The 22,486-nt window shown below is 58.6% G+C and carries 23 protein-coding genes; 14 read left to right on the top strand and 9 right to left on the bottom strand.

Annotated elements, in window-relative coordinates; all coding sequences use genetic code 11:
* The first annotated feature begins 236 nt into the window (after positions 1-236).
* Both JWR14_RS06240 and JWR14_RS06235 read left to right on the top strand, forming a co-directional pair.
* Complete coding sequence (locus JWR14_RS06240; RefSeq protein WP_299703169.1) at positions 237-2,528, top strand: FdhF/YdeP family oxidoreductase; 2,292 nt, start codon at positions 237-239, stop codon at positions 2,526-2,528.
* Positions 2,529-2,763: 235 nt separating this feature from the next.
* Positions 2,764-2,943 carry a hypothetical protein gene (locus JWR14_RS06235; protein ID WP_299703200.1) on the top strand — a complete coding sequence of 60 codons (180 nt, stop codon included), beginning with the start codon at positions 2,764-2,766 and terminating at the stop codon, positions 2,941-2,943.
* Between the two features lie 20 nt (positions 2,944-2,963).
* Here JWR14_RS06235 and JWR14_RS06230 read toward each other — a convergent pair whose 3' ends face one another.
* Both JWR14_RS06230 and JWR14_RS06225 read right to left on the bottom strand, forming a co-directional pair.
* Positions 2,964-4,091 (bottom strand): sugar efflux transporter, encoded by a 1,128-nt coding sequence (locus JWR14_RS06230; protein ID WP_299703167.1) that lies wholly within the window; start codon positions 4,089-4,091, stop codon positions 2,964-2,966.
* A gap of 8 nt (positions 4,092-4,099) precedes the next feature.
* Positions 4,100-4,258 carry a hypothetical protein gene (locus JWR14_RS06225; RefSeq protein WP_299703165.1) on the bottom strand — a complete coding sequence of 53 codons (159 nt, stop codon included), beginning with the start codon at positions 4,256-4,258 and terminating at the stop codon, positions 4,100-4,102.
* Between the two features lie 391 nt (positions 4,259-4,649).
* On the opposite strand from JWR14_RS06225, the gene JWR14_RS06220 reads away from it, so the two are divergent.
* The 3 genes from JWR14_RS06220 to JWR14_RS06210 all read left to right on the top strand — a co-directional run bounded on the left by JWR14_RS06220 (position 4,650) and on the right by JWR14_RS06210 (position 6,824).
* Positions 4,650-5,027 carry a helix-turn-helix domain-containing protein gene (locus JWR14_RS06220; protein ID WP_366144507.1) on the top strand — a complete coding sequence of 126 codons (378 nt, stop codon included), beginning with the start codon at positions 4,650-4,652 and terminating at the stop codon, positions 5,025-5,027.
* Positions 5,028-5,039: 12 nt separating this feature from the next.
* Entirely contained in the window at positions 5,040-6,383 is a 1,344-nt protein-coding gene (locus tag JWR14_RS06215) for a type II toxin-antitoxin system HipA family toxin (protein WP_299703161.1), read from the top strand.
* A gap of 249 nt (positions 6,384-6,632) precedes the next feature.
* Positions 6,633-6,824, top strand: coding sequence for a hypothetical protein (locus JWR14_RS06210; RefSeq protein WP_299703159.1), 192 nt, complete (start codon positions 6,633-6,635; stop codon positions 6,822-6,824).
* Between the two features lie 118 nt (positions 6,825-6,942).
* Here JWR14_RS06210 and JWR14_RS06205 read toward each other — a convergent pair whose 3' ends face one another.
* Both JWR14_RS06205 and JWR14_RS06200 read right to left on the bottom strand, forming a co-directional pair.
* On the bottom strand, positions 6,943-7,080 hold the full coding sequence (locus JWR14_RS06205) for a hypothetical protein (protein ID WP_299703157.1): 138 nt from the start codon (positions 7,078-7,080) through the stop codon (positions 6,943-6,945).
* A gap of 281 nt (positions 7,081-7,361) precedes the next feature.
* Entirely contained in the window at positions 7,362-7,616 is a 255-nt protein-coding gene (locus JWR14_RS06200; RefSeq protein ID WP_299703154.1) for a hypothetical protein, read from the bottom strand.
* A 901-nt stretch (positions 7,617-8,517) separates the two neighbouring features.
* On the opposite strand from JWR14_RS06200, the gene JWR14_RS06195 reads away from it, so the two are divergent.
* The 5 genes from JWR14_RS06195 to JWR14_RS06175 all read left to right on the top strand — a co-directional run bounded on the left by JWR14_RS06195 (position 8,518) and on the right by JWR14_RS06175 (position 14,591).
* Positions 8,518-9,039, top strand: coding sequence for an aromatic amino acid lyase (locus JWR14_RS06195; RefSeq protein WP_299703151.1), 522 nt, complete (start codon positions 8,518-8,520; stop codon positions 9,037-9,039).
* Between the two features lie 15 nt (positions 9,040-9,054).
* Positions 9,055-9,918, top strand: a complete 864-nt coding sequence (locus JWR14_RS06190; protein ID WP_299703148.1) for an MBL fold metallo-hydrolase — start codon at positions 9,055-9,057, stop codon at positions 9,916-9,918.
* 59 nt (positions 9,919-9,977) lie between these two features.
* The gene (locus tag JWR14_RS06185) at positions 9,978-11,231 is read left to right on the top strand and encodes an FAD/NAD(P)-binding oxidoreductase (protein ID WP_299703145.1); all 1,254 of its coding nucleotides are present in this window, start codon (positions 9,978-9,980) and stop codon (positions 11,229-11,231) included.
* A gap of 449 nt (positions 11,232-11,680) precedes the next feature.
* Positions 11,681-12,787 (top strand): porin, encoded by a 1,107-nt coding sequence (locus JWR14_RS06180; protein WP_299703141.1) that lies wholly within the window; start codon positions 11,681-11,683, stop codon positions 12,785-12,787.
* Between the two features lie 259 nt (positions 12,788-13,046).
* The gene (locus JWR14_RS06175) at positions 13,047-14,591 is read left to right on the top strand and encodes a methyl-accepting chemotaxis protein (protein ID WP_299703197.1); all 1,545 of its coding nucleotides are present in this window, start codon (positions 13,047-13,049) and stop codon (positions 14,589-14,591) included.
* An 84-nt stretch (positions 14,592-14,675) separates the two neighbouring features.
* On the opposite strand, the gene JWR14_RS06170 is transcribed toward JWR14_RS06175, so the two are convergent.
* The 3 genes from JWR14_RS06170 to JWR14_RS06160 are packed head-to-tail and all read right to left on the bottom strand — an operon-like array spanning position 14,676 to position 16,681.
* Complete coding sequence (locus JWR14_RS06170; RefSeq protein WP_299703138.1) at positions 14,676-15,170, bottom strand: nucleoside deaminase; 495 nt, start codon at positions 15,168-15,170, stop codon at positions 14,676-14,678.
* Positions 15,171-15,202: 32 nt separating this feature from the next.
* The gene (locus JWR14_RS06165) at positions 15,203-16,204 is read right to left on the bottom strand and encodes a PHB depolymerase family esterase (RefSeq protein WP_299703135.1); all 1,002 of its coding nucleotides are present in this window, start codon (positions 16,202-16,204) and stop codon (positions 15,203-15,205) included.
* A 57-nt stretch (positions 16,205-16,261) separates the two neighbouring features.
* A complete protein-coding gene (locus tag JWR14_RS06160) occupies positions 16,262-16,681 on the bottom strand; it encodes a CopG family transcriptional regulator (protein ID WP_299703194.1) in 420 nt (139 codons plus the stop codon).
* A gap of 376 nt (positions 16,682-17,057) precedes the next feature.
* On the opposite strand from JWR14_RS06160, the gene JWR14_RS06155 reads away from it, so the two are divergent.
* From JWR14_RS06155 to JWR14_RS06145, 3 genes are all read left to right on the top strand, one after another.
* Complete coding sequence (locus JWR14_RS06155) at positions 17,058-17,939, top strand: manganese catalase family protein (protein ID WP_299703134.1); 882 nt, start codon at positions 17,058-17,060, stop codon at positions 17,937-17,939.
* Positions 17,940-18,233: 294 nt separating this feature from the next.
* Positions 18,234-18,512, top strand: a complete 279-nt coding sequence (locus JWR14_RS06150) for a type II toxin-antitoxin system Phd/YefM family antitoxin (protein ID WP_299703131.1) — start codon at positions 18,234-18,236, stop codon at positions 18,510-18,512.
* Complete coding sequence (locus tag JWR14_RS06145) at positions 18,509-18,826, top strand: type II toxin-antitoxin system RelE/ParE family toxin (protein WP_299703128.1); 318 nt, start codon at positions 18,509-18,511, stop codon at positions 18,824-18,826. Before JWR14_RS06150 ends, JWR14_RS06145 begins: the two co-directional genes overlap by 4 nt.
* A 67-nt stretch (positions 18,827-18,893) precedes the next feature.
* Here JWR14_RS06145 and JWR14_RS06140 read toward each other — a convergent pair whose 3' ends face one another.
* Positions 18,894-20,207, bottom strand: coding sequence for an MFS transporter (locus JWR14_RS06140; RefSeq protein WP_299703125.1), 1,314 nt, complete (start codon positions 20,205-20,207; stop codon positions 18,894-18,896).
* Positions 20,208-20,361: 154 nt separating this feature from the next.
* Positions 20,362-21,090, bottom strand: coding sequence for a FadR/GntR family transcriptional regulator (locus JWR14_RS06135; protein ID WP_299703122.1), 729 nt, complete (start codon positions 21,088-21,090; stop codon positions 20,362-20,364).
* A 255-nt stretch (positions 21,091-21,345) separates the two neighbouring features.
* Between JWR14_RS06135 and JWR14_RS06130 the strand changes: the two genes are divergently transcribed.
* Complete coding sequence (locus JWR14_RS06130) at positions 21,346-22,464, top strand: 3-deoxy-7-phosphoheptulonate synthase (RefSeq protein WP_299703120.1); 1,119 nt, start codon at positions 21,346-21,348, stop codon at positions 22,462-22,464.
* Positions 22,465-22,486: the final 22 nt, after the last annotated feature.

The following is a 22,486-nucleotide window of genomic DNA, read 5'->3' as shown; positions in this document are numbered from 1 at the left end:
CGTTGCATAGACCGTCGCGAAAGCCGACGTGAAAGGCATCGCACAAGGCAACGTAAAAAGTTGCCGTTCTCCGGATGAAAATCCCGGTGTGAATAAATCTGAAAGCCGCCGCCCCGTATCCACGGGCCGGCGGCTTTCATTTTTCCGCTCGTGGGTCGAGCCTGTTTTTTGCTGGATAAATTCCGCCGCGAACGCATTCTCGTCGTTCGCCTGTTCACCCGCGGAGCAAAACAGCCATGAGCAAACAACCTCGCATCGAGCAATATGACCATCCGGCTGGCGGCTGGGGCTCGGTCAAAGCCGTTTCATCGATACTCATGCAAGAGCACGTCGCCGTGAACGGCACGCGGGTGTTGTTCAAGCAGAACAAACCGGATGGTTTCGCGTGCGTCAGTTGCTCGTGGGCTAAACCAGCCGACCCGCATCTGTTCGAGTTTTGTGAAAACGGCGCAAAAGCGACCGCCTGGGAAATCACGACCAAACGCGCGACGCCCGAGTTCTTTGATCACCACACCCTGGCCGCGCTGGAAGCCTGGAGTGATTTCGAGCTCGAGTCGCAAGGCCGGCTGACGCACCCCATGCGCTACGATGCCGCGACCGATCGCTATCTGCCTATTCCATGGCAACAAGCCTTCGATGAAATCGGCGAAAAGCTCCGCAGCTTCGATCCGAAACGCGTGGTGTTCTACGCGTCGGGCCGCGCGTCGCTGGAAACCTCCTACATGTACGCGCTGCTTGCCCGTTCATACGGTTGCAACAACCTGCCGGACAGTTCGAACATGTGTCACGAGAGCACGTCGGTGGCGTTGCCCGACACCATCGGCGTGCCGGTCGGAACGGTGACGCTCGAGGACTTCGACCACACTGACTGCCTGTTTTTCTTCGGCCACAACACTGGCACGAACGCGCCTCGCATGCTGCATCCTCTGCAAGAAGCGAGAAAACGCAACGCGCAGATCATCACGTTCAATCCATTGCGCGAGCGCGGGCTAGTGAGTTTCGCGAATCCACAGTCGCCCAAGGAAATGCTCTCGACCGAGCAAACCTGCATCAGCACGCAATACCATCAGGTGAAGATCGGCGGAGACATTGCGGCGATCACGGGCATTTGCAAGTCGTTAATAGAAGCCGACGATCAAGCCCGGGCAAACAATGCACCACGTGTGCTGGATGCAGATTTCATCGCGGAACATACACACGGTTTCGAGGCCTTCGCCAACGCCATGCGCGCCGCCGACTGGAAAGAAATCGAGTCGATGTCGGCTCTCACACGCTCCGCGCTCGAGGCGGCCGCCACCGAATATGCCCGCGCGAAGGCGGTGATCATCCTGTACGGCATGGGGATCACGCAGCATCGGGAAGGCGTGCTTGCCATACAAATGCTGACGAACCTGATGCTGCTTGGCGGCAACATCGGCAAGAAGGGAGCCGGGATTTGCCCGATTCGTGGCCATTCGAACGTGCAGGGGCAGCGGACTGTGGGCATCACTGAAAAACCCGCGCTGGTTCCCATGGACAAGCTCAAGGAGCTGTATCAATTTGAGCCGCCACAGGAAACCGGCCTGTCCACCGTGGATACGTGCGAAGCCGTCAGGGACGGCAATCTCGATGCGTTTATTGGACTCGGCGGCAATTTCGCACGCGCGATTCCCGATCAGGGCGTGATGGACCCGGCGTGGAAGCAACTGCCGCTTACCGTGCAGATCGCGACCAAACTTAACCGCAGCCATATCGTGCACGGGCGCGCGGCGTATTTGCTGCCGTGTGTTGGCCGGATCGAGGTGGACCGGCAGGCGAGCGGCGAGCAGACGGTGACCGTGGAGGACAGCACGGCGTGCATTCACGCATCGAAGGGAATGACTGAGCCGGCGAGCGAACACTTGCTGTCGGAGCCGGCTATTGTTGCGGGGCTGGCGAAGGCGATGCTGCCGCCGAATCCGACTATCGACTGGGATGCGTGGGTAGGCGATTACGGGCTGGTTCGTGATGCCATCGAGCGCACCTACCCCGGGCAGTTCAAGGATTTCAACCAGCGCATGACGCTGCCTGGCGGTTTTCATCGGCCGCTGCCGGCCGCGAAACGCGAGTGGAAAACAAAAACCGGCAAGGCGAACTTCATCGTGCCGGATGGTTTCGGTGAAGATCCCGATATGGACTTCGACGGCGAACGCACGCTGCGCCTGATGACCACACGCGGCGACAGCCAGTTCAATACGACTGTGTACTCACTCGACGACCGTTTTCGCGGCGTGTATGACACACGTGACGTGCTGCTGATGAATCAGGACGATATGACCCGGCTGGGCTTCGCTGAAAACGATACGGTCACGGCAATCACGGTCGCGAAGGACCAGGTACTGCGTGAACTCGGCGGTCTGCGCGTGCATGCGTTCGATATCCCCGCCGGCTGCGTGATGGGCTATTACCCGGAGTGCAATCGTCTGATTCCCGTGTCGCATCACGCGAAACGCAGCAAGGTGCCGGCGGCCAAGGCGATTCCTGTACGGCTACGGAAAATGGCGGCTTGAGGGTCGTCTGGAGGGTGCCTGAAGGACGTGCGGACGTGCCGGGCATGAAAGCGGCACTCCTTTAATTGTCATCGGACGGAGGGACGCAAGCCAGCAGGCGTGAACCATTGCCCGCATGGTGCCCGGGGGTTTATGGTGCGCGGCCGGAGTTTGCGAGCCTGCCTTTCAGTCCGCATGCGCCTATGCTGGAGAAGACGACATTGACTGTCGGAGACAAAACAAACCGAGGCCACTCATGAACCCTATGAACATCCTGCAGCCCACGACATACAACATGCAGAGCAACCCGATTCCCGACCCGCTCGCCGATCCAAACCGCGACCCCGAGGCCGATCCGCTCTCGCCGCCCTCGCCCGGGCATCGGCCGGAGGAGCCGCAGCATCCCGATGCGCCGCCGGACGGGCACCCGGTCTAAATCGTCTCGTCAACAATACGTTATGACGCGGTTTCCGATCGCTCGCCAACGGCGACGACCGTGGTAACCGCGTTGCTCTCATCAACGGGTTCCAGCGTGGGATCGAAGAAAATCTTCGCACCTCGTTGATAGTTGAATATGAACAATACAACGGACGCAGTAGACGCCAGCAACACGCAAAACACGAACACCGCACGATACCCCCACGTCGCCGCCACGAATCCCGATGCCACGCCTGCCAGCACGGAGCCGGTGCGCATGGTGTTGAAAAACAGGGTGGTCGCCCGGGCCAGTGCGCCGGGCATCAACTCTTGAAAGTACGACATGCCAAGACACGACGTCACTGCGACCACGACGGCGTTCAGGATCTGCAGCGGCACGAGCACCCAGAGGTTTGGCGCGAGCGCGATGCCCGCGAAATATACGATATGCGACAGCGAGGCGAACGCGATCATGTTCGCCTTGTTGATGCGCCGGGAAGCGCCGCCGAGCAGGAGCATCATCGGAATCTCGGCGAACGCGCCGAGGCCGACCATCTGCGCGACGTGCGCGGTCGTGCCGTGCAACTGGTCGACAATCAGCACCGGCAGCATGATGGTCGCGATCGCCGAGCCCATGCCGATCAGCGTAAAGCTCACCAGCGCCGCATATACATGAGCGTTTTTGCCTTGGGGTGGAATTTCGCTGGTGGTTTTATCGGCGGCTTCGAAGGTGTCGTAGGCCTTGGGTTCGCGCATGCACAGCACGATGAAACCAGCCACCGCAAACGCGCCGGCCGCCGACAAAAACAGTCCGTTAAACCCCGATACACCCAGCACGATTGCGCCCACCGCCGGGCCAAACACCCATGCGCAGGAAAGCGTGGTGCGCAAAGTCGCCATCGGCAGTTCAGTATGTTCGATGCCTTCCGCGTGCAGCCTCGCCTTGCCGAACGTGAAAAGTTGCGGAAACACTGCCGCGCCGATGCTCAGGAAGACACAGCCGAAGATTGTCAGCAACACGTAGTTGCGCGTGACGCACAGCAATGCGTAACCCAGCGCCGACCCCGCGATGGACAGTAGCACGATGCGTTTTTTATCGGTCCGGCGATCGGCGATACGACCGAGATAGGTACTCACGATCACACTGCTCACCGCGGTCAGTGTCATGAAAATGCCTAGCGAACCGGCGTCATGTGCGCCTCGGTCGCGCCGAACAACGAGGTATAGGGCACCGCGAATGAGGATGCAATACCTGACAGGAACATCGCGAGGGAAATGCCGGGATAACCGGGAAGACGGATCAGCGCGAGAAAAGTCTTGAATACGGCGTTCATTGATATTCACGTTGGCGGCCAAGGTCCGTCGCGTGACGCTCGTGGCGAGCGAGAAATACGACGTTCAGCGGGCACTTAAACACGCGCTCACGTTTTTTTCAATGACGTTTTCTTTTAATTGCAGACTAACGAAACCTGCCTCGGGAAAAACGAAACGATCTGTCGAGGTGCAACGGAAGCAGATCATTCGCGGATCTGGATTGGGGATCAGGTGTCGTCGCGTTCTTGATAAAACCATTTGATGTCAAAAACGCAATCGTGCTGGTGACAGCACTGTCGTCGAATGCTGATATCCCTATAAAGGCCCTCATAAGGAACATAATCTTACTTTATAGCTCATACAAGGGCTTTTAAATCAATTAACCTGTCATATTGCCTTCACATTGCTATAATGGTCCGTATGGAGTCTACTAAATCCTTTAAGAGCCCTGCTGAAGGCCGTAAAGCCGGGAAACCGCTTCCCATCCCGGTGCAACGGACGCTCACGAAGCTTGGTGAAGACCTGAATCGCGCGCGCCGCCGCAGAGGGTTGACGCAGCAGGCGCTCGCCTCGCGCATTGGTGCTGGACTTAATACAGTCAAGCGCATGGAGAACGGCGATCCGCACGTGCAATTGCATTTCCTCGTGCGCGCACTTCATTTTTTCGGTGAACTGCAGCGGCTCAATGATCTTCTCGACAGCGGCCAGGACGATATCGGCCTCGCATTGATGGATGAAAAGCTGCCGCAGCGGGTGAGAGCCGCGAAGAAAACCACCAAAGCGTTCTAACGGCATAAGTGAATGAAAAGCAAACCTGCCAGGTCGGGAAAGCCCGGTATCAGTACCGCCCTGGAGGTTCACATCGGGGCCGCCGGTACGCTTGTCGGCCATCTGAACTACGTAAGCCAAGGGCGGCGCGAAGTGTCACAGTTCGCTTATGACGAGAACTGGCTGGCCAATCCGGAACGGTTCGAAATCTCTCCCGACCTGCCCCTAGAACCTGGCTATCAGCCGCGTCGGGCACCGAACCCCGTGGATTCAGTGTTTCACTTCGCATTGGCCGACACGGCCCCTGACGCATGGGGGCGTCGTGTCATCAACCGTATCCACGCCAAGGCACGCAAGGACAATCCCCGCCTGCTACCGCTGAACGAACTCGACTATCTGTGTGCAGTGGACGATTTCAGCCGCATCGGCGCGCTTCGCCTTTGCAACGAAGAAATCTATCTGAGGACGGTTGATGAAGGCCGGCGCACAACGCCGCCAATAATCGAACTTGAACGCATGTACAAGGCCACGCGCGCGGTCGAGACGACCCGGGAAACCGCCGAGGACCTGCGCTACTTGCAAGGCAAAGGCACCTCGCTCGGCGGGATGCGGCCCAAATGCACCGTACTCGATGAAAACGGCAAGCTCGCCATCGGCAAGTTTCCGAGCGTCAATGACACGATCAATGTCACCCGGGCCGAAGTGCTGGCGCTCAAGCTCGCGCGCCAAGCGGGCATAACGACCGCCAACGCCCGGTGCGTCACGCTCAACGACACGCCGGTCGCCATCATCGAACGGTTTGACCGGGAGGACGGCGACCTGCGCATCCCTTATCTTTCGGCTGCATCCATGCTTCAGGCCTCGCGGCAGAATGTCCACGCCTACACCGAGATCGTCGATGTCATGCAGCAAAAGTGCTCGCATCCGGACGACGACGCGCGAGAGTTATGGCGCCGCCTGGTTTTCAACCTGCTCATCACCAACACCGACGACCATCTGCAGAACCTCGGTTTTCTATATGACGGCAACGGCCTGTGGCGCATTTCGCCGGCGTTCGACGTGAACCCGATGCCCGGCAAAGTACGAGAGTCCAAGACCTGGCTCACTGAAGATGCGGGTCCTATCGAATCGGTCCAGATGCTTCTGGATACGTGCGCCTATTTTTCACTATCCGACGCACAGGCCCGGATGATCCTTGGGGAAGTCCTGAACGCGGTGATGGACTGGCGGCGAATGGCCGTTATGCCGGATGTCGGACTTGGCGCTCACGAGCTGGATGACTTCGAGGATGCTTTTGAGCATGTCCAGACGGATCAGGCCCGCAAGCTATTGGGCCGCGTCATGCTGCGACCTGAGCTCGCCGAAGATGCCGGGTAACCAGTTTGTCCATTCCCGAGCAGTGCATTCGTCCGGCTCGCCGGATATTTACTCGTGTTTCGTTATGTATTTCCGTCTACTCTTGTCATAGCGGCCGTACACAGGCGTCATCATGGACGATGGGATCGTTCAATGTTTTGCATGGCTATTTCTCCTGTTTATACCGCTTGGCGTGCAAGGGTGGCCGCGTCGTTATCTTCTTCGACTCGCGCAACGCTTTGCATCAAACGCGTGGTCCGGGAGTCCATCATGAAACAGCTTATGTCCGTGGTCATCGCCACTTCGGTCCTGATCCTGCCCGCCGTTTCGTTTGCCGCTCAAGCCGATGGTCCAAGGGCGCTGGACCGCGTGGTTCAACAGAACGAGAAATACGAACGGGACCACCCGCGGCAATCGCCGGACGCCAATAGCGAGTGCAAGGCGTCGAACTCGGCCCAGTAAACTGAACGTCGCAGCGAATACGTTTCTTCCCGGTGGTTGGAAACGGCTTTTGCAAGCATCGCTGCGACGGTTTAATACTCTTTTATTACCCAGTAAACGACTCTCCCGCAGGCAACCTTCACGCGAACAAGCGCCTGATTCTTTGCCAGAACGCGAGCCGGCGCGGGGGCGCAACTTCCGTCGACACCTCTTCGTCCGGATGATAGTGGACTTCCCGAACCTGCCGAACCTGTGAGACAAGCAGCCCGATGTACATGGTGACTCTCCCAACGTTGGACTTTTAAGTTCACGGAAAGTCGGCAGCTTGGGGGTCAAACGCGCACTCGCGCGGCGACATGGGCTTATCCGCTTCCGCTAAATAAGGGGGTTGGCGTATAAAGATGTTGTTGTTTCTGGCATAACCCTCCTTTTTTCCACTTATCAGCTTGTCGCGTTATGAACCGCCGCCGTCCGGTGGTCACTGATTTAACACAAACAGGTCAACGAAATAAGCATCCCGAACTATTGGCGCGTCCATCAAAACGTATAAAACGCCGGTCAATGTTCGGTGAAACGTCCCATCATCATATTAGGTCGATCCACCGCCGGGGGAAATACGCACCAGCAGCCGTCGTCATGTCGGAAGAAAAGCAGCGCGCGAGATCCGAGCGGCAACGCGGTTTCTACACACACATATCGTCTTCCGCCTAAACGCGTGCGGCTGAACTCGGTGACCCGAACCTGTGTCGAGAGACCGGGAGCCAACCATTTGTCGACTTGTGTCCGTAGGGAATATTCATGCGTGGATTTCATGTGCTGCTCCGGCAAATGACGCCTGCTCGACTTCGTCTCGCGCGGGCTTGCTGCTGTCCGCGGTCCGCCCCGTTTCTTTATCCGAGCTTTGAGTTATGGTCCTGCTGACCGCCGCCGCCCTCAGTGCGCTACACCGCGCGAGATGATTTAAATCTGCCAGTTGAGCAACAAGTTGCCTAGCTGTCCTGCGCTTCATCACACACCTCCCGCACCGCAACCTGAACTTGATAAAACACTTTAACTGTATGCCTGGATCGCCCGTTTGGGAGGGTTGTCGGCAAAATCGCAACACTTTGTCGCAACGGGAATAGCGCCAGATTGATCACCACTGATTTGCAGCGGCTGCTTAAATCAGTTGCCGCCCGCCATGTTTGTTTATCGGCACAGGGAGATTCGGACTTGAGCGTCGAGGGTCAATGCCGCAGACGTTTTTTCAGATGGGTGAGATCGTCGGGCAGGCAACCGTCAGTTGCTATTGGCTAAGCCGCGTGGCTCGCGTGGAATTACGCTGTGACGGAAGCAGCGGGCGTCGTTAAAACGGTCTTCCAATACGCAAATGGCTCCCGCCGGAATACTCGGGATCCATTGCCTTCGCCTTTGCCTTCACCTTTACCTTTACGCACCCGGCACATGCCGCTCAAAGATGCGTCCTCGCGGCAGCAGGATTCACAGCGGGTGAACGCTACGGCCTCGGGCCCGTTCGTTAGCGTCCAACCGCCTGCGCCGGCACCGCGTCCAGCTCGCGGATGGTCGGACGACACCCCCCGCGTCGCCGTCGGCGTCACGTCGTACTCGACGCACGCGCAGAAATCGCGCGGTTATATGAAGGTCAATGATGAAGGCCAAAGGCGTGTCCGGCGCGGTGCTGCCAAGCGCGAATTTTTAACTGTTGCCGTGGGTCTTGTCGTTCGAAGAGACGGGCCTTGTCCTGGCTCATAACTCGTTGGCGTCGGCGCAACGTATCATCAAGCAGAACGATCCGCACATGACTGGCTTGTCGCGCTTTCTCGGCACCGATCAAACCGTGCACGCTTTCGGCGCGATGGAAAAACCGCCGGTCGCTCCGGCCATGGAAAACAAGGAACTGGTCATGCCGGTATCCATGGACTACCTGCCGGTCGCGGGTGACATCGAGGACATTGCGACCAATGCGCCGCGCGTGGCGGAGCGGGTGCAACAGCAGATCGACAACAGCTTCGCGCTGCTGGATATCACGCTGATTCGAGCTGATTCACGCGGGCCAGACCGTCGATTTTCGCAAGCAACAACAGCAGGACTTCACGCTCTCGCCAGTTATCGCGGGTCGGGTCTTTACACTGCGTTGCGCGACAAGGTTGCGTTCTTCGATCGCGACCGGCCGCTGACGCCGGATTTCCGGGCGGCAGAGACCTACTGCACAGCTACCCCGGCTGATTTTTGTTAATTTTTGGAGTACACGATGACGCCATGCGTTGAAGCATTCCCGGACCCGGCGACCTCAACCATCACCTACGTGGTGTATGAGGCAGCGGGATCACCCTGTGCGATCATCGACGCGGTGCTTGACTATGAACCTCAGTCCGGCCGCACCTCGACGCATTCGGCGGATCGCGTGATCCGCTTCGTGAACGAGCAGAACTTGCGGGTGCAGTGGCTGCTCGAGACGCACGCTCATGCCGACCACATCTCGGCTGCGGCGTATCTCCGGAAACAACTGGGCGGCGCGATTGCAATCGGCGAACACATCCGGTCGGTGCAGTCGGTGTTCGAGCGGCTCTTCAATCTTGAACCCGTGATGTCCTCACTGTCGCCCGCCCCTTTCGACCACTTGTTCGCCGACGGCGACACGTTCCAGATCGGCGCGCTCACCGGCCGTGTCATGCATGTTCCCGGTCACACGCCAGCCGATGTCGCCTATGTGTTCGACGGCATGGCATTCATGGGCGACACCTTGTTCATGCCCGACGTTGGCACGGCGCGCTGCGATTTCCCCGGCGGCGACGCCAGCACGTTATACGCATCGATCGGAAAACTGCTTGACCTGCCGCCGCAAACGCGTCTGTTTGCGTGCCACGACTATCCGCCCGATGGCCGCGAAACCCGCTGGGAAACCACGGTCACTGCACAGCGCGCAGCAAACATCCATGTCCGCGATGGCATCACGGTCAGCGAATTCGTCGCCATGCGCACGGCACGCGACGCGACGCTGGGTCCACCGGCGCTGATCATCCCCTCAATTCAACTGAACATCCGCGCGGGCAATTTTCCGCCGGCCGAATCCAACGGCGTGAGTTATCTGAAGCTGCCGTTGAACACGTTTTAAAGCACGTTTTAAGCAGTCAGGCAGGGGAAGAAAATGAACTTCGAAGCAGGGGTAGCGCGATGAGCACGAATGGAGCATCTTCAGGCAATACAGAGGCCTTCGACGTGGTCGTCATTGGCGGCGGCGCTGCGGGTATTGGCGTGGCAGCAAGCTTGCTGCGCCGGCGGCCCGATCTTCGCATCGCGATCATCGAGCCGAGTGAGCGGCATTTCTATCAGCCCGCGTGGACGCTGGTAGGCGGCGGTGCTTTCAACATAGACGACACCACGCGGCCCATGTCGTCGGTCATGCCGAAACGAGCGCATTGGCTGTGTACGAGTGCGAGCGCGATTGAGCCCGAGCAGCATCTCGTCCGGCTCGACGATGGGCATGCCGTTGGGTATCGCCACCTGATTGTCTGTCCCGGACTGCGGCTTGCATGGGAAAAAATCGAAGGTCTGGAAGATACGCTGGGTGAGAACGGCGTGACGTCGAATTATCGATTCGATCTTGCGCCGTACACGTGGAAGCTCGTCAACGAACTCAAGCGCGGCAAGGCAATCTTTACGCAACCAGCCATGCCGATCAAATGCGCCGGCGCCCCGCAAAAAGCGCTGTACCTGTCTTGCGATCACTGGCTCAGGCAAGGCGTACTCGATGGACTCGACGTCGAATTCAATCTGGCCGGCGATGTGCTTTTCGGAGTGCCCGCGTTCGTGCCGTCGTTGATGAAGTATGTCGAGCGTTATCACGCGTCGCTTGCGTTCGGATCGAACCTGGTGAGCGTGGACGGTGCTCGCCGGATCGCTTCGTTCAGCGTGAAAGACAGCGCAGGCGGCGTAGTGCGTGTAGACAAACCATTCGACATGCTGCATGCCGTCCCGCCTCAACTGCCGCCGGACGTCATCAGCAAAAGCATGCTCGCCGACAAGGCCGGCTGGTGCGAAGTCGATCACGCCACGCTCGTGCACCCGCGTTATCCGGACATCTTTGCACTCGGCGATGCGTGCTCAGCACCCAACGCAAAAACGGCCGCAGCCGTTCGCAAGCAGATTGTGGTGGTGGCGGAAAACCTGCTGGCCGCGCGTGAGAAAAAACCTCTATCCGCACGCTACGACGGCTACGGCGCCTGTCCGCTGACCGTTGAGAAAGGCAAGGTCGTACTGGCGGAATTCGGCTATGGCGGCAAGCTGCTGCCAACCTTCCCGCTCGACCCGACGGTGCCGCGCGCCCTCGCGTGGCATCTCAAGACAACAGTCCTTCCGTGGCTGTACTGGAACGGCATGCTGAAGGGCCGCGAATGGCTCGCCGGGCCGATGAAACCTCAAGCATGAGCGTCCTGCCACTTGGCGCATTCGTAACATCCGTCACGATGACCAGCACCGCACTCGGCGCCTGCGTTGGCGCGACTCTCGCGTTGACCGGTGCGGGCGCGCGTCCGCAAAGCGCTTGAGCGGGTCCGGGACCGCAACAGGGTTTTGCCGTGATCGCAGGATTGATCGCGTTTGGCCTGGTGATAAGGGTGGTGATGGAGCACGTTTGATCGTTCACAGAGGAACGTTTTACAGAAGATCGTCTAGCGGAAAATCAGACTTCTCTCAAACCTTAACGCATAGTTATCCGAAATAAATTATCGCGATCGTAACCGATCCGTCACAGATAACACTTCAATTGCCGAGCGGACGAAATTTGACATCTCAATCGCTCGCTTTTTTACCTTTGTTGTACTAAGTGTATGTCCTCAAAATCAATCCATCCCCTGATCTTCTAAAACCGAGCGTATATGTTAAAAAAACTAGCAGCGATTATCCCGATCATGGCCACCGCTTCCCTCGCGCATGCACAGAGTTCGGTCACCTTGTATGGAATCGTGGAAGACGGTGTCGACATGGTCAACAATGTGCAGGGGAACCGCTTGGTCCAGCTTGCATCCGGCGTGACCGCGGGCAGCCGCTGGGGCGTAAGCGGCACCGAGGTTCTGGGCGGCGGTCTCTCAACCATCTTCCGCCTCGAGAGTGGCTTCAATATCAACTCGGGAAACCTGGGCAGCGGGCTCGCGTTCTCACGCAACGCTTACGTGGGCCTTCAGAGTGTTCAGGCCGGTACGGTGACGCTCGGCCGTCAGTGGGACTCGGTTGTGGACTTCGTCGAGCCTTATACGCTTAATGGCAACGTTGGCGGCTATTATTTCGCCCATCCGAATGACATGGACAACACCGACAACGGCTTCCCCATTGCGAATGCGATCAAATATCGAAGCCCCACCTTTGCCGGCTTCACCTTCGGCGGACTGTATTCACTGGGCGGCATCACCGGGCAGTTCTCGAACAACGCCACGTTCAGCGCGGGCGCGACTTACGCTGCAGGGCCGATCAGCGCGGGCGTGGGGTATCTGCGCATCAACGATCCGGGTGTCTCGACGCAGGGGTACCAAAACTATCCGGGCTTCACGAACGCGATCTATGGCGACTTCCTCGCCGCCGCTCGTGCGCAAAAAGTGCTGGGCGTGGGCGCTTCGTATCAAGTGCTCGCGTCGTTGCGTGTGCTGGCGGACTTCACGAATACGATCTTCCAGCAAGGCAGCGCGGGTCATGATGCAACGTTCCAGAACTACGAGTTGTCGACGCTGTTTAATCCAACACCCGCAGTGACAATTGGCGCGGGTTACACCTACACCACCGGCCGCGACCATGCGACCAGCGCACAGCCCAAATACAACCAGTTCAACCTGACGGCCGAATATTCGCTGTCGAAGCGGACATCGGTGTATGTGCTGGGCGTATTCCAGAAAGCCGCCGGCGACGCGCAGGTCGCCCAGATAGCAGGCTTTAATCCTTCAAGCAATCAGAAGCAGGCGGTTGGACGCGTTGGTATCCGCAGCACTTTTTGATTCGATGATCTAACCACTGACTGTAAAGCGACATGTCCGGTTGCGCTATGAAGCTGTGCAACCGGACGAACAGCTATAGGCACATGCATATCATCAGATGAATAGAGCGACGTGCTTATTTCTTTGATACGGGTTATCCCACCCCTACATTCCGCCACCGCTTTGCCGTAAAGAAGCTACGCATAGCGTTCGGCAACGCCCGACGCCGCACATTCAATCATACGGTTCAACATTAGGCGACGGCGGAAACATGAAGAAGATGACATTGAATCAGAAGCTCGGATCGATGATCGCCGTGCTATGGCTCGGACTGGTCGCGATCGGATTCATAGGCGCGTGGCAAAACCGTTCATCGACGATGGACGATCGCCGTGAGCAATTGAAAGCGCTGGTTGCCGAAGGCGTGACCGCCACCGCTCATTTCCAGAGTCTCGCCGCGAACAAGACAATCTCCGAAGACGAAGCGAAAAAGCGTGCGCTGGAAGTGCTTGCTTCGATGCGCTACGGCACCGACGGCTACATCTCGGTCAACGACTCGCAGTCCAGGATGATCATGCATCCGATCAAGCCTGCCATGAACGGGCAAAGCCTCGCCAATTTCACGGACCCGGCGGGTAACAAGCTCTTCGTCAATATTGTCAACGCCGGCAGTTCGTCGCCCGAGGGTGGTTTTGTCAACTATTTGTGGTCGAAGCCCGGCAGCGACGTCCCCGTGCCGAAGATGAGTTTCGCGAAACACTTCGTGCCGTGGGATTGGTTCATCGTGACTGGCATGTACATGGACGACATCAACGCTGCGTTCTACGCGAGCGCATGGCGCTGGTTCGCGATCACCGCTGTACTCGGCATCTTTGCTTCGCTGGTCATGCTGCTGGTGTTACGCAGCATCAAGCGTGAACTCGGCGGCGATCCGTCGATTGCTGTGAGCGCGGCGCAGCGCATCGCGCGCGGCGACCTCACCACGCACGTGCCGCTTGCAGACGGTGACTCGCATAGCCTGATGTTCGCGTTGAGCGAGATGCAAAGTGGCCTGGTGGAAACCGTCACGCGTGTTCGCACCGGGACCGAGAACATTAACGTGGGGGCATCGGAGATTGCAGCGGGGAATACCGACCTGTCACAACGCACCGAACAACAAGCCGCCGCATTGGTACAGACTGCGTCGAGCATGGACGAGATGACGGCTAACGTGAAGCAGAACGCCGACAGCGCGACGCAAGCCGCGAAGCTGGCCGGCGAAGCCGCCGATGTAGCCCAGCGCGGCAGCGGCGTGGTCGAGCAGGTTATTCACACCATGACGCGCATTACGGAGAGCTCGAAGCAGATTGGCGACATCATCGGCGTGATCGATGGCATTGCGTTCCAGACCAACATCCTGGCGCTGAACGCGGCCGTGGAAGCAGCGCGGGCCGGCGAACAAGGCCGCGGGTTCGCGGTGGTGGCGGCGGAAGTGCGTAGCCTTGCACAACGCTCGGCGACGGCGGCGAAGGAGATCAAGGCACTGATCGGGACATCGACGGAGACGGTGAAAGAAGGCGCGTCGCTCGTGTCGAACGCCGGCGCGACGATGGGTGAAATCGTGAGTTCGGTGCGCCGCGTGAACGAGATCCTCGATGAAATCAGCCACGCGTCGAACGAGCAAAGCGCGGGAATTGAGCAGGTGAACCGCGCAGTGGGTGAAATGGATCAGGTGACGCAGCAGAACGCGGCGCTGGTGGAAGAAGCGGCAGCGGCGGCGCATTCGCTGAAGGATCAGGTCGATGTGCTGCGTGAAGCGATTGGGAGCTTTTCGCTGCCGGCTTGAGAGGGTGTGACAGGCGCACGATGAACAAAAGGGCCATTCGTTTGGCCCTTTTGTCTTGAATCCCCACACACTATGTACCGCGCGTTATTCACGCGTCCAAAAGCCCGCATGCACGACTGCCGCTTCGTCTTCAATTAGCGGTCCGACCACGCTCACCGTCCGTTGCCCCCGCGCAAACACATCGCGGCACGGTAAAGAGAACGTCGGGTTTTCCGGGTGATCGCCGGTAATCTCCAGCAAACGCCGCTCCGACATGGCATACACCACGCGACCGATGTTGCACCAGTAGATCGCGCCCGAGCACATGCAGCATGGCTCGGCATTGGTATAAAGCGTGCACTTCAGCAATTGCTCCGGCGTCAGGTCTTTCGCCGCCTGAGCCGCGGCGCGCAGTTCGGCGTGCTGGGTCGGGTCCCCGAGCGGCGGCATCGAATTGTTTCCGGCGCTTGCGATTACGCGGCCGTTTTCATCGGCGATAAGCGCGGCGAACGGATGCCTTCCCTCTCGTTTCGACTTCCCCGACAACGCGATAACCTCGCGCAACAGCGCCATATCGCGTTCGCTTGCGTGTTCGTGCATTGTCTTCGCTCCCTGTTCAAAGGTGTTATTGGTCAGCCCTGCAACGGATGATCAAGGAAAAAGCGCATCATGACCGTACTGGCATCAGGACCCGTTGCGTCGGTGTACGAACCATTCGTGCTACCGCCCGCCCAGGCATGCGGAGCGCCATGGATGAGCCACAACTCCGCATCAACGCCGTCCGCTGATTTCAGCCGTTCCACCGTGCTTTTACGCTTGCCCGCTTCTCCACGAGAAGTCTCATCGAAAACAACCGCCTGAGCGCCGAAACCGCGCAACAACTCAGCCGCGTTCGACGGATGCACGGTTGCGTCGGCATCGCCGTGAAACACGATCAGCGGTCGCTTCGGTGCCGCCGCGCGACGAACGCCCGGCGACTTCCCACCTCGCATGGCCGCCAGCGCCGATTGCAAATCGTGTGCCGCCCCTACTGCCAGCCCCGAATGCACGCATGCAGCGGCATATAGATCCGGATACGCCTGGACCATGATGGCGGCCATCGCCCCGCCCGCCGATAAACCGGCCACGAATACGCATGCCGGGTCAACTGCGTGCTTTGACATCACTTCTCGCGTAATGCCGGCAATCAACGCCGGCTCGCCGCTGTCGCGCTGCTGATCGGCGGGCTTGAACCAGTTCCAGCACTTCGATGCGTTCGCCCCCTGCGGCTGCACTGGATACACCACGATGCATCCGTCCCGCTCCGCCAGCGCGTTCATTTGCGTGCCTGCGGCGAAGTCATCAGCGTCCTGGGTGCAACCATGCAGCATCACCACCAGCGGCAGCGGCCGGCCGCCGTGCTGCGCCGGCACGTAGACCTTGTAGTTCCGATGTCCGGCGGCATTGGTGAACGTATGCGTCGTGAAAGTGCCTGGATACGTGACAGACGGAGCGTCTGGTTTCGCTTGATGCGTTAGCGGGGCGTGCGCTCCAAGCGCACGCTGCAGCGCCGCCGTCGCTTCCTTCGGTCCGCGTGCGCGCAGCAGCTTCATTGCATCCTGCATTGAATGCAGGAATCCTTCGTTGATTTTCATTATCTTTCCCATTGTTTGCTGCCATTGCTTGCTGATATTGCTTACCTACCGGCATCACTACGCAATCCGGCCAGCCAGCGCCGCTTTCACCGCAGGCGAGGCGTGAAAAGCGCCAAGCACTACGATCGATGCGATCGTCTCGAGCGCCAGTTCGGCGGACACGTCAGCAGCAATGCTCGCGAGTCCCAGCACCTGAATGTCAAACCGCTCACCGGCCGCTCGCGCCGCTTCAAGATCGCGCTTCGAAAAGTGCTGCATGCCCAGCACCAGTGCGCGGCGCGTCACTGTTTCGTTCACGACCTGCGAGTGCGTGGCCAGTTGATTCCTGATGGCCGTGCGAATCAGGTCGGTGCGGTTCGAATAAAAACCCTCTTCCACCAGCAGGTCGATTTGCCCCAGGTCCACGGGACCCAGGTTGATCGTGATCTTCTCCGTCTCACCACCTTTCGGCCTGAGTACTTCAACTTTTTGAATCATCCAAACCATCCCTTTACCATCCAATGAGATGGTTATAGGCTGGTTTTTGCAGTGCGTCAAGATTTTTTGCTGATTCACCGCGGTTCGCAGGCGCTGAAAATGGGGGTGCTGCGCCTCGGGAACGGCCCCTGCTGAAGTGGTCATCGCAGTCCTTTTTTCTTCGCGGCGAAGTTGCCGCTTGTACGCCAGAGCATTTCGCCGCTCTGAGACCCGGACGCCCAGGGTTGGGTGCGACACGGTTTGCCATCGCGTTGCCGTCCGGAGCAATTCGCCACCTTCGTTCTGTTTTTTCATCGCGACGATTTCGCGTGCTTCTGCACGCCTCTCAAGTGCTCTGAAGAAAGCCGAGCGGTTAATTATCCTAGGAGTACTACGTATGTTTATCCATAACAAACGCCTGCAATACACCGTCCGCGTCGCGGCTCCCAATCCTGGTCTTGCCAACCTGCTGCTCGAGCAGTTCGGCGGCCCGCAGGGCGAACTTGCCGCAGCCTGTCGCTACTTCACCCAGGCCGTAGGAGAGGACGATCCGGGCCGCAAGGACCTGCTGTTCGATATCGCCACGGAGGAGCTGAGCCATCTGGAAATCATCGGTTCAATCGTCGCGATGCTGAACAAAGGCGCGAAGGGCCAACTAGCCGAAGCCGTTGAGCAGGAAGCCGAGTTGTACCGGTCGATGACTTCCGGCGGCAACGACTCGCACACCACGGCCCTTCTCTACGGCGGCGGTCCGGCCCTTACGAATTCCGCGGGTGTGCCATGGTCGGCGGCGTATATCGACACTATTGGCGAGCCGACTGCCGATCTGCGCTCGAATATTGCGGCTGAGGCGCGTGCCAAGATCGTGTATGAGCGCCTGATCAATGTCACCGATGACCCCGGCATCCAGGAAGCACTCGGTTTCCTCATGACGCGCGAAATTGCGCATCAGAAGTCTTTCGAGAAGGCGCTGCATTCGATCCAGCCGAATTTCCCGCAAGGCAAGTTACCGGGTGTGCCGGAATTTACAAGCGTCTACTACAACATGTCGCAAGGCAGCGAGCCGGCGGTGCGCGGCCCGTGGAATGAAGGCGGCGACTGGAAGTTCGTGGAAGATCCGCAACCGGCCGTGGATGGTGGTGATGGACTCGCGACCGTGGGGGTATCGGCGGAAGAAGTGGACGTGTTGCAGGCCATGGCCGCACGCACGGCATCGGACAAGAGTTCCGATCCGATGACAGGCGCCGATCTTGGATCGGGGCAAGCGACGGCGGTTTGAGCGTTCAAAAAGCGTGGCGCTCGCAATTGGAAAAGCGCGCCACGCCGTGGACCTCGTTGGCTTCCATCTAAGCCGTTGCAAGTGGGCGAGATCAAGTCTTTCCCGCTTGCAACGCGCGCTTGAGCCCGATGCATGAAGGGGGGCGGTTTCAATCTGCGTCGGCGCCGCCCTCTACATGATCAATTCCTTTGAAGACCAAACAGCTCGTCGGAGTAACGCGTTCAGTGAGGCATAATCGACAGAAGACCAAATTTAGTCTATATTTAGTCTCGATCGAAATTATTGAGACCAATCATGAAGCTTTCGAATATCAAACCCATCAGCTACCTCAAAAGTGACGCGGCGAGGATTGTGACGGAACTCATGGAAACACATGAGCCCTTGATTATTACTCAAAATGGGGAAGCGAAACTTGTAGTCCAGGACATTCATACATTCGAGCGACAACGGCAAACAAACGCTTTGCTTCGCATCCTGGCATTGGGCCAAAAAGAGATTGCCGAGGGTAAGTTTTCATCCGCAACCGACGTTTTTGCTGAACTTGATCGCCTTGATGAAAAGGATATGGAGTGAGTCTAATCATCCTTGACTCGGCCAAACGAGACTTGGCTGATCTGCGGGATTACGTCACCAGGCACAAGCCACAGGGAACCTGGAGCGAGATCAAAACACAACTGAAACACAAAATTTTCCAGATAGAAGATTTTCCCTTATCGGGCTCGCGTCCTCCGGAATTGTTCGGCTATCCCGATCGATACAGACAAGTCTTGACCAATCAGCAACGCATCATTTATGAAATTGCAGGCGACCAAATATTTATCCATTTGATCTGCGGACAAACCCAGGACCTGGAAGAAATCCTCAACCGGAGATTACTCAGCATCTGAATCTATGCCGAGACATGGGCGACCGCGATTTTCCGAGTACTTGCAGACAGAAGACGCGGCCACACCACTAAACAACCACCTCCCGCTCCGGCACCACTCGCCGCACCATGAACCAGTAAAACAGCGCGGAACATCCTGCAATCAACCCGCCCGAAATCAATGCGATCGAATATGAGCCGGTCTTATCGACGATAAACCCCGCCACCACCGGTGAAAACGCGCCGCCGAAATACCCGCCGAAATTCTGAATTGCGCTCACGGAGGCGACCATCGACTTGGGCGCAACGTCGGATGCCAGCGCCCAAGCGGCGCCAATAATCGCCGCAAGGAACGCAAGGCCCAGCGTCATCAGCGTAATGGTGACGCCCAGTGAATCGACGAAAGGAATTGCGACCGCAGAAACCGCTGCACCGATCGCGCAGATCACGATCCACATGCGCTTGGCATCGATAGGCGTCGCCATTCCGCGATCAACCATCTTCTTCGTCAGATACCCCACGATAATCTCGCCCACCGCTCCGCCGATCCACGGAATGCTCGCGTAAATACCGAGTTGTACGAACGATATGTGAAAGCGATCAAGCAAATACAGTGGCAAGAACACGAGGAACAAGTTCCATAGCCAGATCGCGCAGAAGTACCCGAGGATCATGCCCCATACGCTGCGGTGAGTGAAGAGTCCACGCCACTCGTGGGTTGAGTTGCTGATCGACCGCTCACGGCCACCGCCGCCCGCTTCTATATAAGCAAACTCTTGCTTCGAAAGCCGCTTGCTCTGCTCGGGATTTCGATAAAGGAAGAGAAATACAATGGCGAACGCGATGCCGACAAACCCCGCCACATGGAACAGCGAGCGCCATCCAAACGCGACCATCAACGCAACGAGCACAGCGGGTGCAAGCGCGGGTCCCCATTTCGATGACGAATCCCAAATGCCCGTGGCAAACCCTCGCTCCTTCATCGGGAACCACGCGGCTGTGATCTTCGCCGAGGTTGGCCAGCACGGCGCTTCGCCCACTGCCAGTAACGCGCGCATCACGAGCAGCGCGCTGACCGACCCAACCACGCCGGTCATGTAGGTCGCAACACTCCACCAGATCATCGCCACCGCATAGGCCTTCTTCGCGCCAAAGCGGTCGATCACCCAGCCCGCCGGCAATTGCATCACCGCATAGGTCCACGCGAACACAGTGCCGAGCAAACCGATCTGCGTGCGCGACAATCCGAGTTCGCGGATCATTTCCGGCGCCGCAATGGAAAGACTGGCGCGGTCGATGTAATTGATGATGCCGCCCGCCACCAGCCATATCAGCACGGTCCAGCGAAAATTCATGCCGGCGCCGGTTCCAACTCCGGCGGGGGCTACGAGCTTGTCGGCCACATCCGTCTCCTCGTCTACGCCAATGGACGCTCTTTGCGGGGCTACAAATAGTCACACTATATTTCGCAGCGAACCGCAGAGGCAACGGAGTAAACCCGCCTTGGCCATAAAATAGTCTTACTATATTTCCACTAATTGGAGACTGAAACGACCACTAAGCGCGGCGTGCATTGCCTTCTTCAAGCACGCTGTCCGCGTCTACTCGCGCGCTTTCGAGTTGCACCAGACTCGCCTGCCGCGCGCCCAGCGGATCGCGGCTTTGAATGGCCGTGAGAATCGCCTTGTGCCGCGGCAAGGACAGCGCGTGAGTATCGGGATGACGGCTGGTCAGGCGAATGGATTCGGACAGTGCGAGCGACAACATATTGCCGATGTACGCCAGCATGTCGTTATGGGTAGCCGCCATGATCGCGCGATGGAACTCCAGGTCGGGCTCGAGCAATTCGGGCGCGGTTGCAGCCGCTTCCATGCGCGTATAAGCAGCCTCGATCCGGGCGAGGTCCTCGCTGCTGCCGCTCGTGGCCGCGAGCGCCGCAGCAGCCGGTTCAATAATGCGCCGCACGGTGAGCAGCGAACGGAAGAACTCGCCTTCGGGCACGCTGTTGAGCGTCCAGTAGAGCACGTCGGGATCGAGCATATGCCAGTCGGCGCGCGGTCTGACGACACTGCCCACCCGCGGCTTGGACACCACCAGTCCCTTGGCCACAAGCACACGCGTTGCCTCCCTCAAGACCGGGCGGCTTACGCCATAGGTCTCGCAAAGCAGCACCTCGGCGGGCAGCCGTTCGCCGGGTGCAACCTTGCCGCCGACGATATCCATGCCGAGATCCTGCACGATGCGCCCGTGCATGCTTTTGCCCTGCTGGAGATGTCGATAGTCCATGTGCAGTGAAAGAAAAGCCTCGGTTCTAATCAACTAACCGACGTAAGCACAGCATAAGTAGGGTAATCAGAAATTCCAAATAGTATGACTAAATTGAGGGTAAACGCGCTTGTGTGGTCGCTTGGCGAAACGAACCTTCAGGTTGCTGATGATCTGGCTCATCAAGTTTGCCGCTTTGCCCGACGTGCTCGCCGGCTTCGTCTGGCTCAAATGCGATAATCCCGGGCTGTCACCCTGTTTCCGGAGAACCATCCCATGAGCCGCCTCGACAACCCGTTTCATGATCAGGAGGCCGGCCGTGCCGACTCGACGCAAGATACGACCCGCATCGACGATGTCCGCATTGGCGCCGTCCGCCCGCTGATTTCCCCCGCGCTGCTGCAAGATGACCTGCCCGTGCCGCTCGCGGTGCAGACGCTGGTTGAAAAAAGCCGCGTTGAAATAGCTGACGTTCTTCAAGGCCGCGACGACCGGCTGGTCATTGTCGTCGGACCGTGCTCGATTCACGACCACGACCAGGCACTTGAATACGCTCATCTCCTGAAGGCCACCGCTGACGAACTGCGAGACGACCTGTTGATCGTGATGCGCGTGTACTTTGAAAAACCACGTACCACCGTTGGCTGGAAGGGTTACATCAACGACCCGCTTCTGGACGGCACGTTTCGTATTAATGAAGGCCTGCGCCGCGCACGCCAGTTGCTGCTCGACATCAGCAGCATCGGCTTGCCGACGGGCACCGAGTTTCTCGACCTGCTCAGCCCGCAATACATTGCGGACCTGATTGCCTGGGGCGCTATTGGCGCGCGAACGACGGAGAGCCAGAGCCATCGGCAACTGGCTTCGGGACTGAGCTGCCCGATCGGTTTCAAGAACGGCACCGACGGCGGCGTGCAGATCGCAGCGGACGCAATCGTCACGGCGCAAGCAAGCCACGCATTCATGGGCATGACCAAGATGGGCATGGCCGCCATCTTCGAAACCCGTGGCAACGCGGACGCGCATGTGATCCTGCGAGGCGGCAAGAAAGGGCCGAACTACGATAGCGAAGGCGTAGCGGCAGCCTGTGCTGCACTCAAGGAAGTGGGACTTCGCGAGCAGGTGATGATCGACTGTTCGCATGCGAATTCGGGCAAGTCGCATCTGCGCCAGATCGACGTGGGGCAGGACATCGCGCGGCAACTGAACGGCGGCGACCGGCGCATTATTGGCGTGATGATCGAAAGCCATCTGGAAGAAGGCCGGCAAGATCTGAAGCCGGGTGTACCGCTGCGCCGCGGCGTCTCCATTACCGATGCATGCCTCGCCTGGACGCAAACCGAACCGGTTTTGCAGGCACTTGCTGCTGCAGTACGTGAGCGCCGCAAGCACTGATATTGACTCAACACGAGGCTCC

The organism is Caballeronia sp. (assembly GCF_028292365.1).
Lineage (GTDB): Bacteria > Pseudomonadota > Gammaproteobacteria > Burkholderiales > Burkholderiaceae > Caballeronia.
Note: the sequence above shows the minus strand (reverse complement) of the source record. Positions and strands in the feature narration are given on the sequence as shown.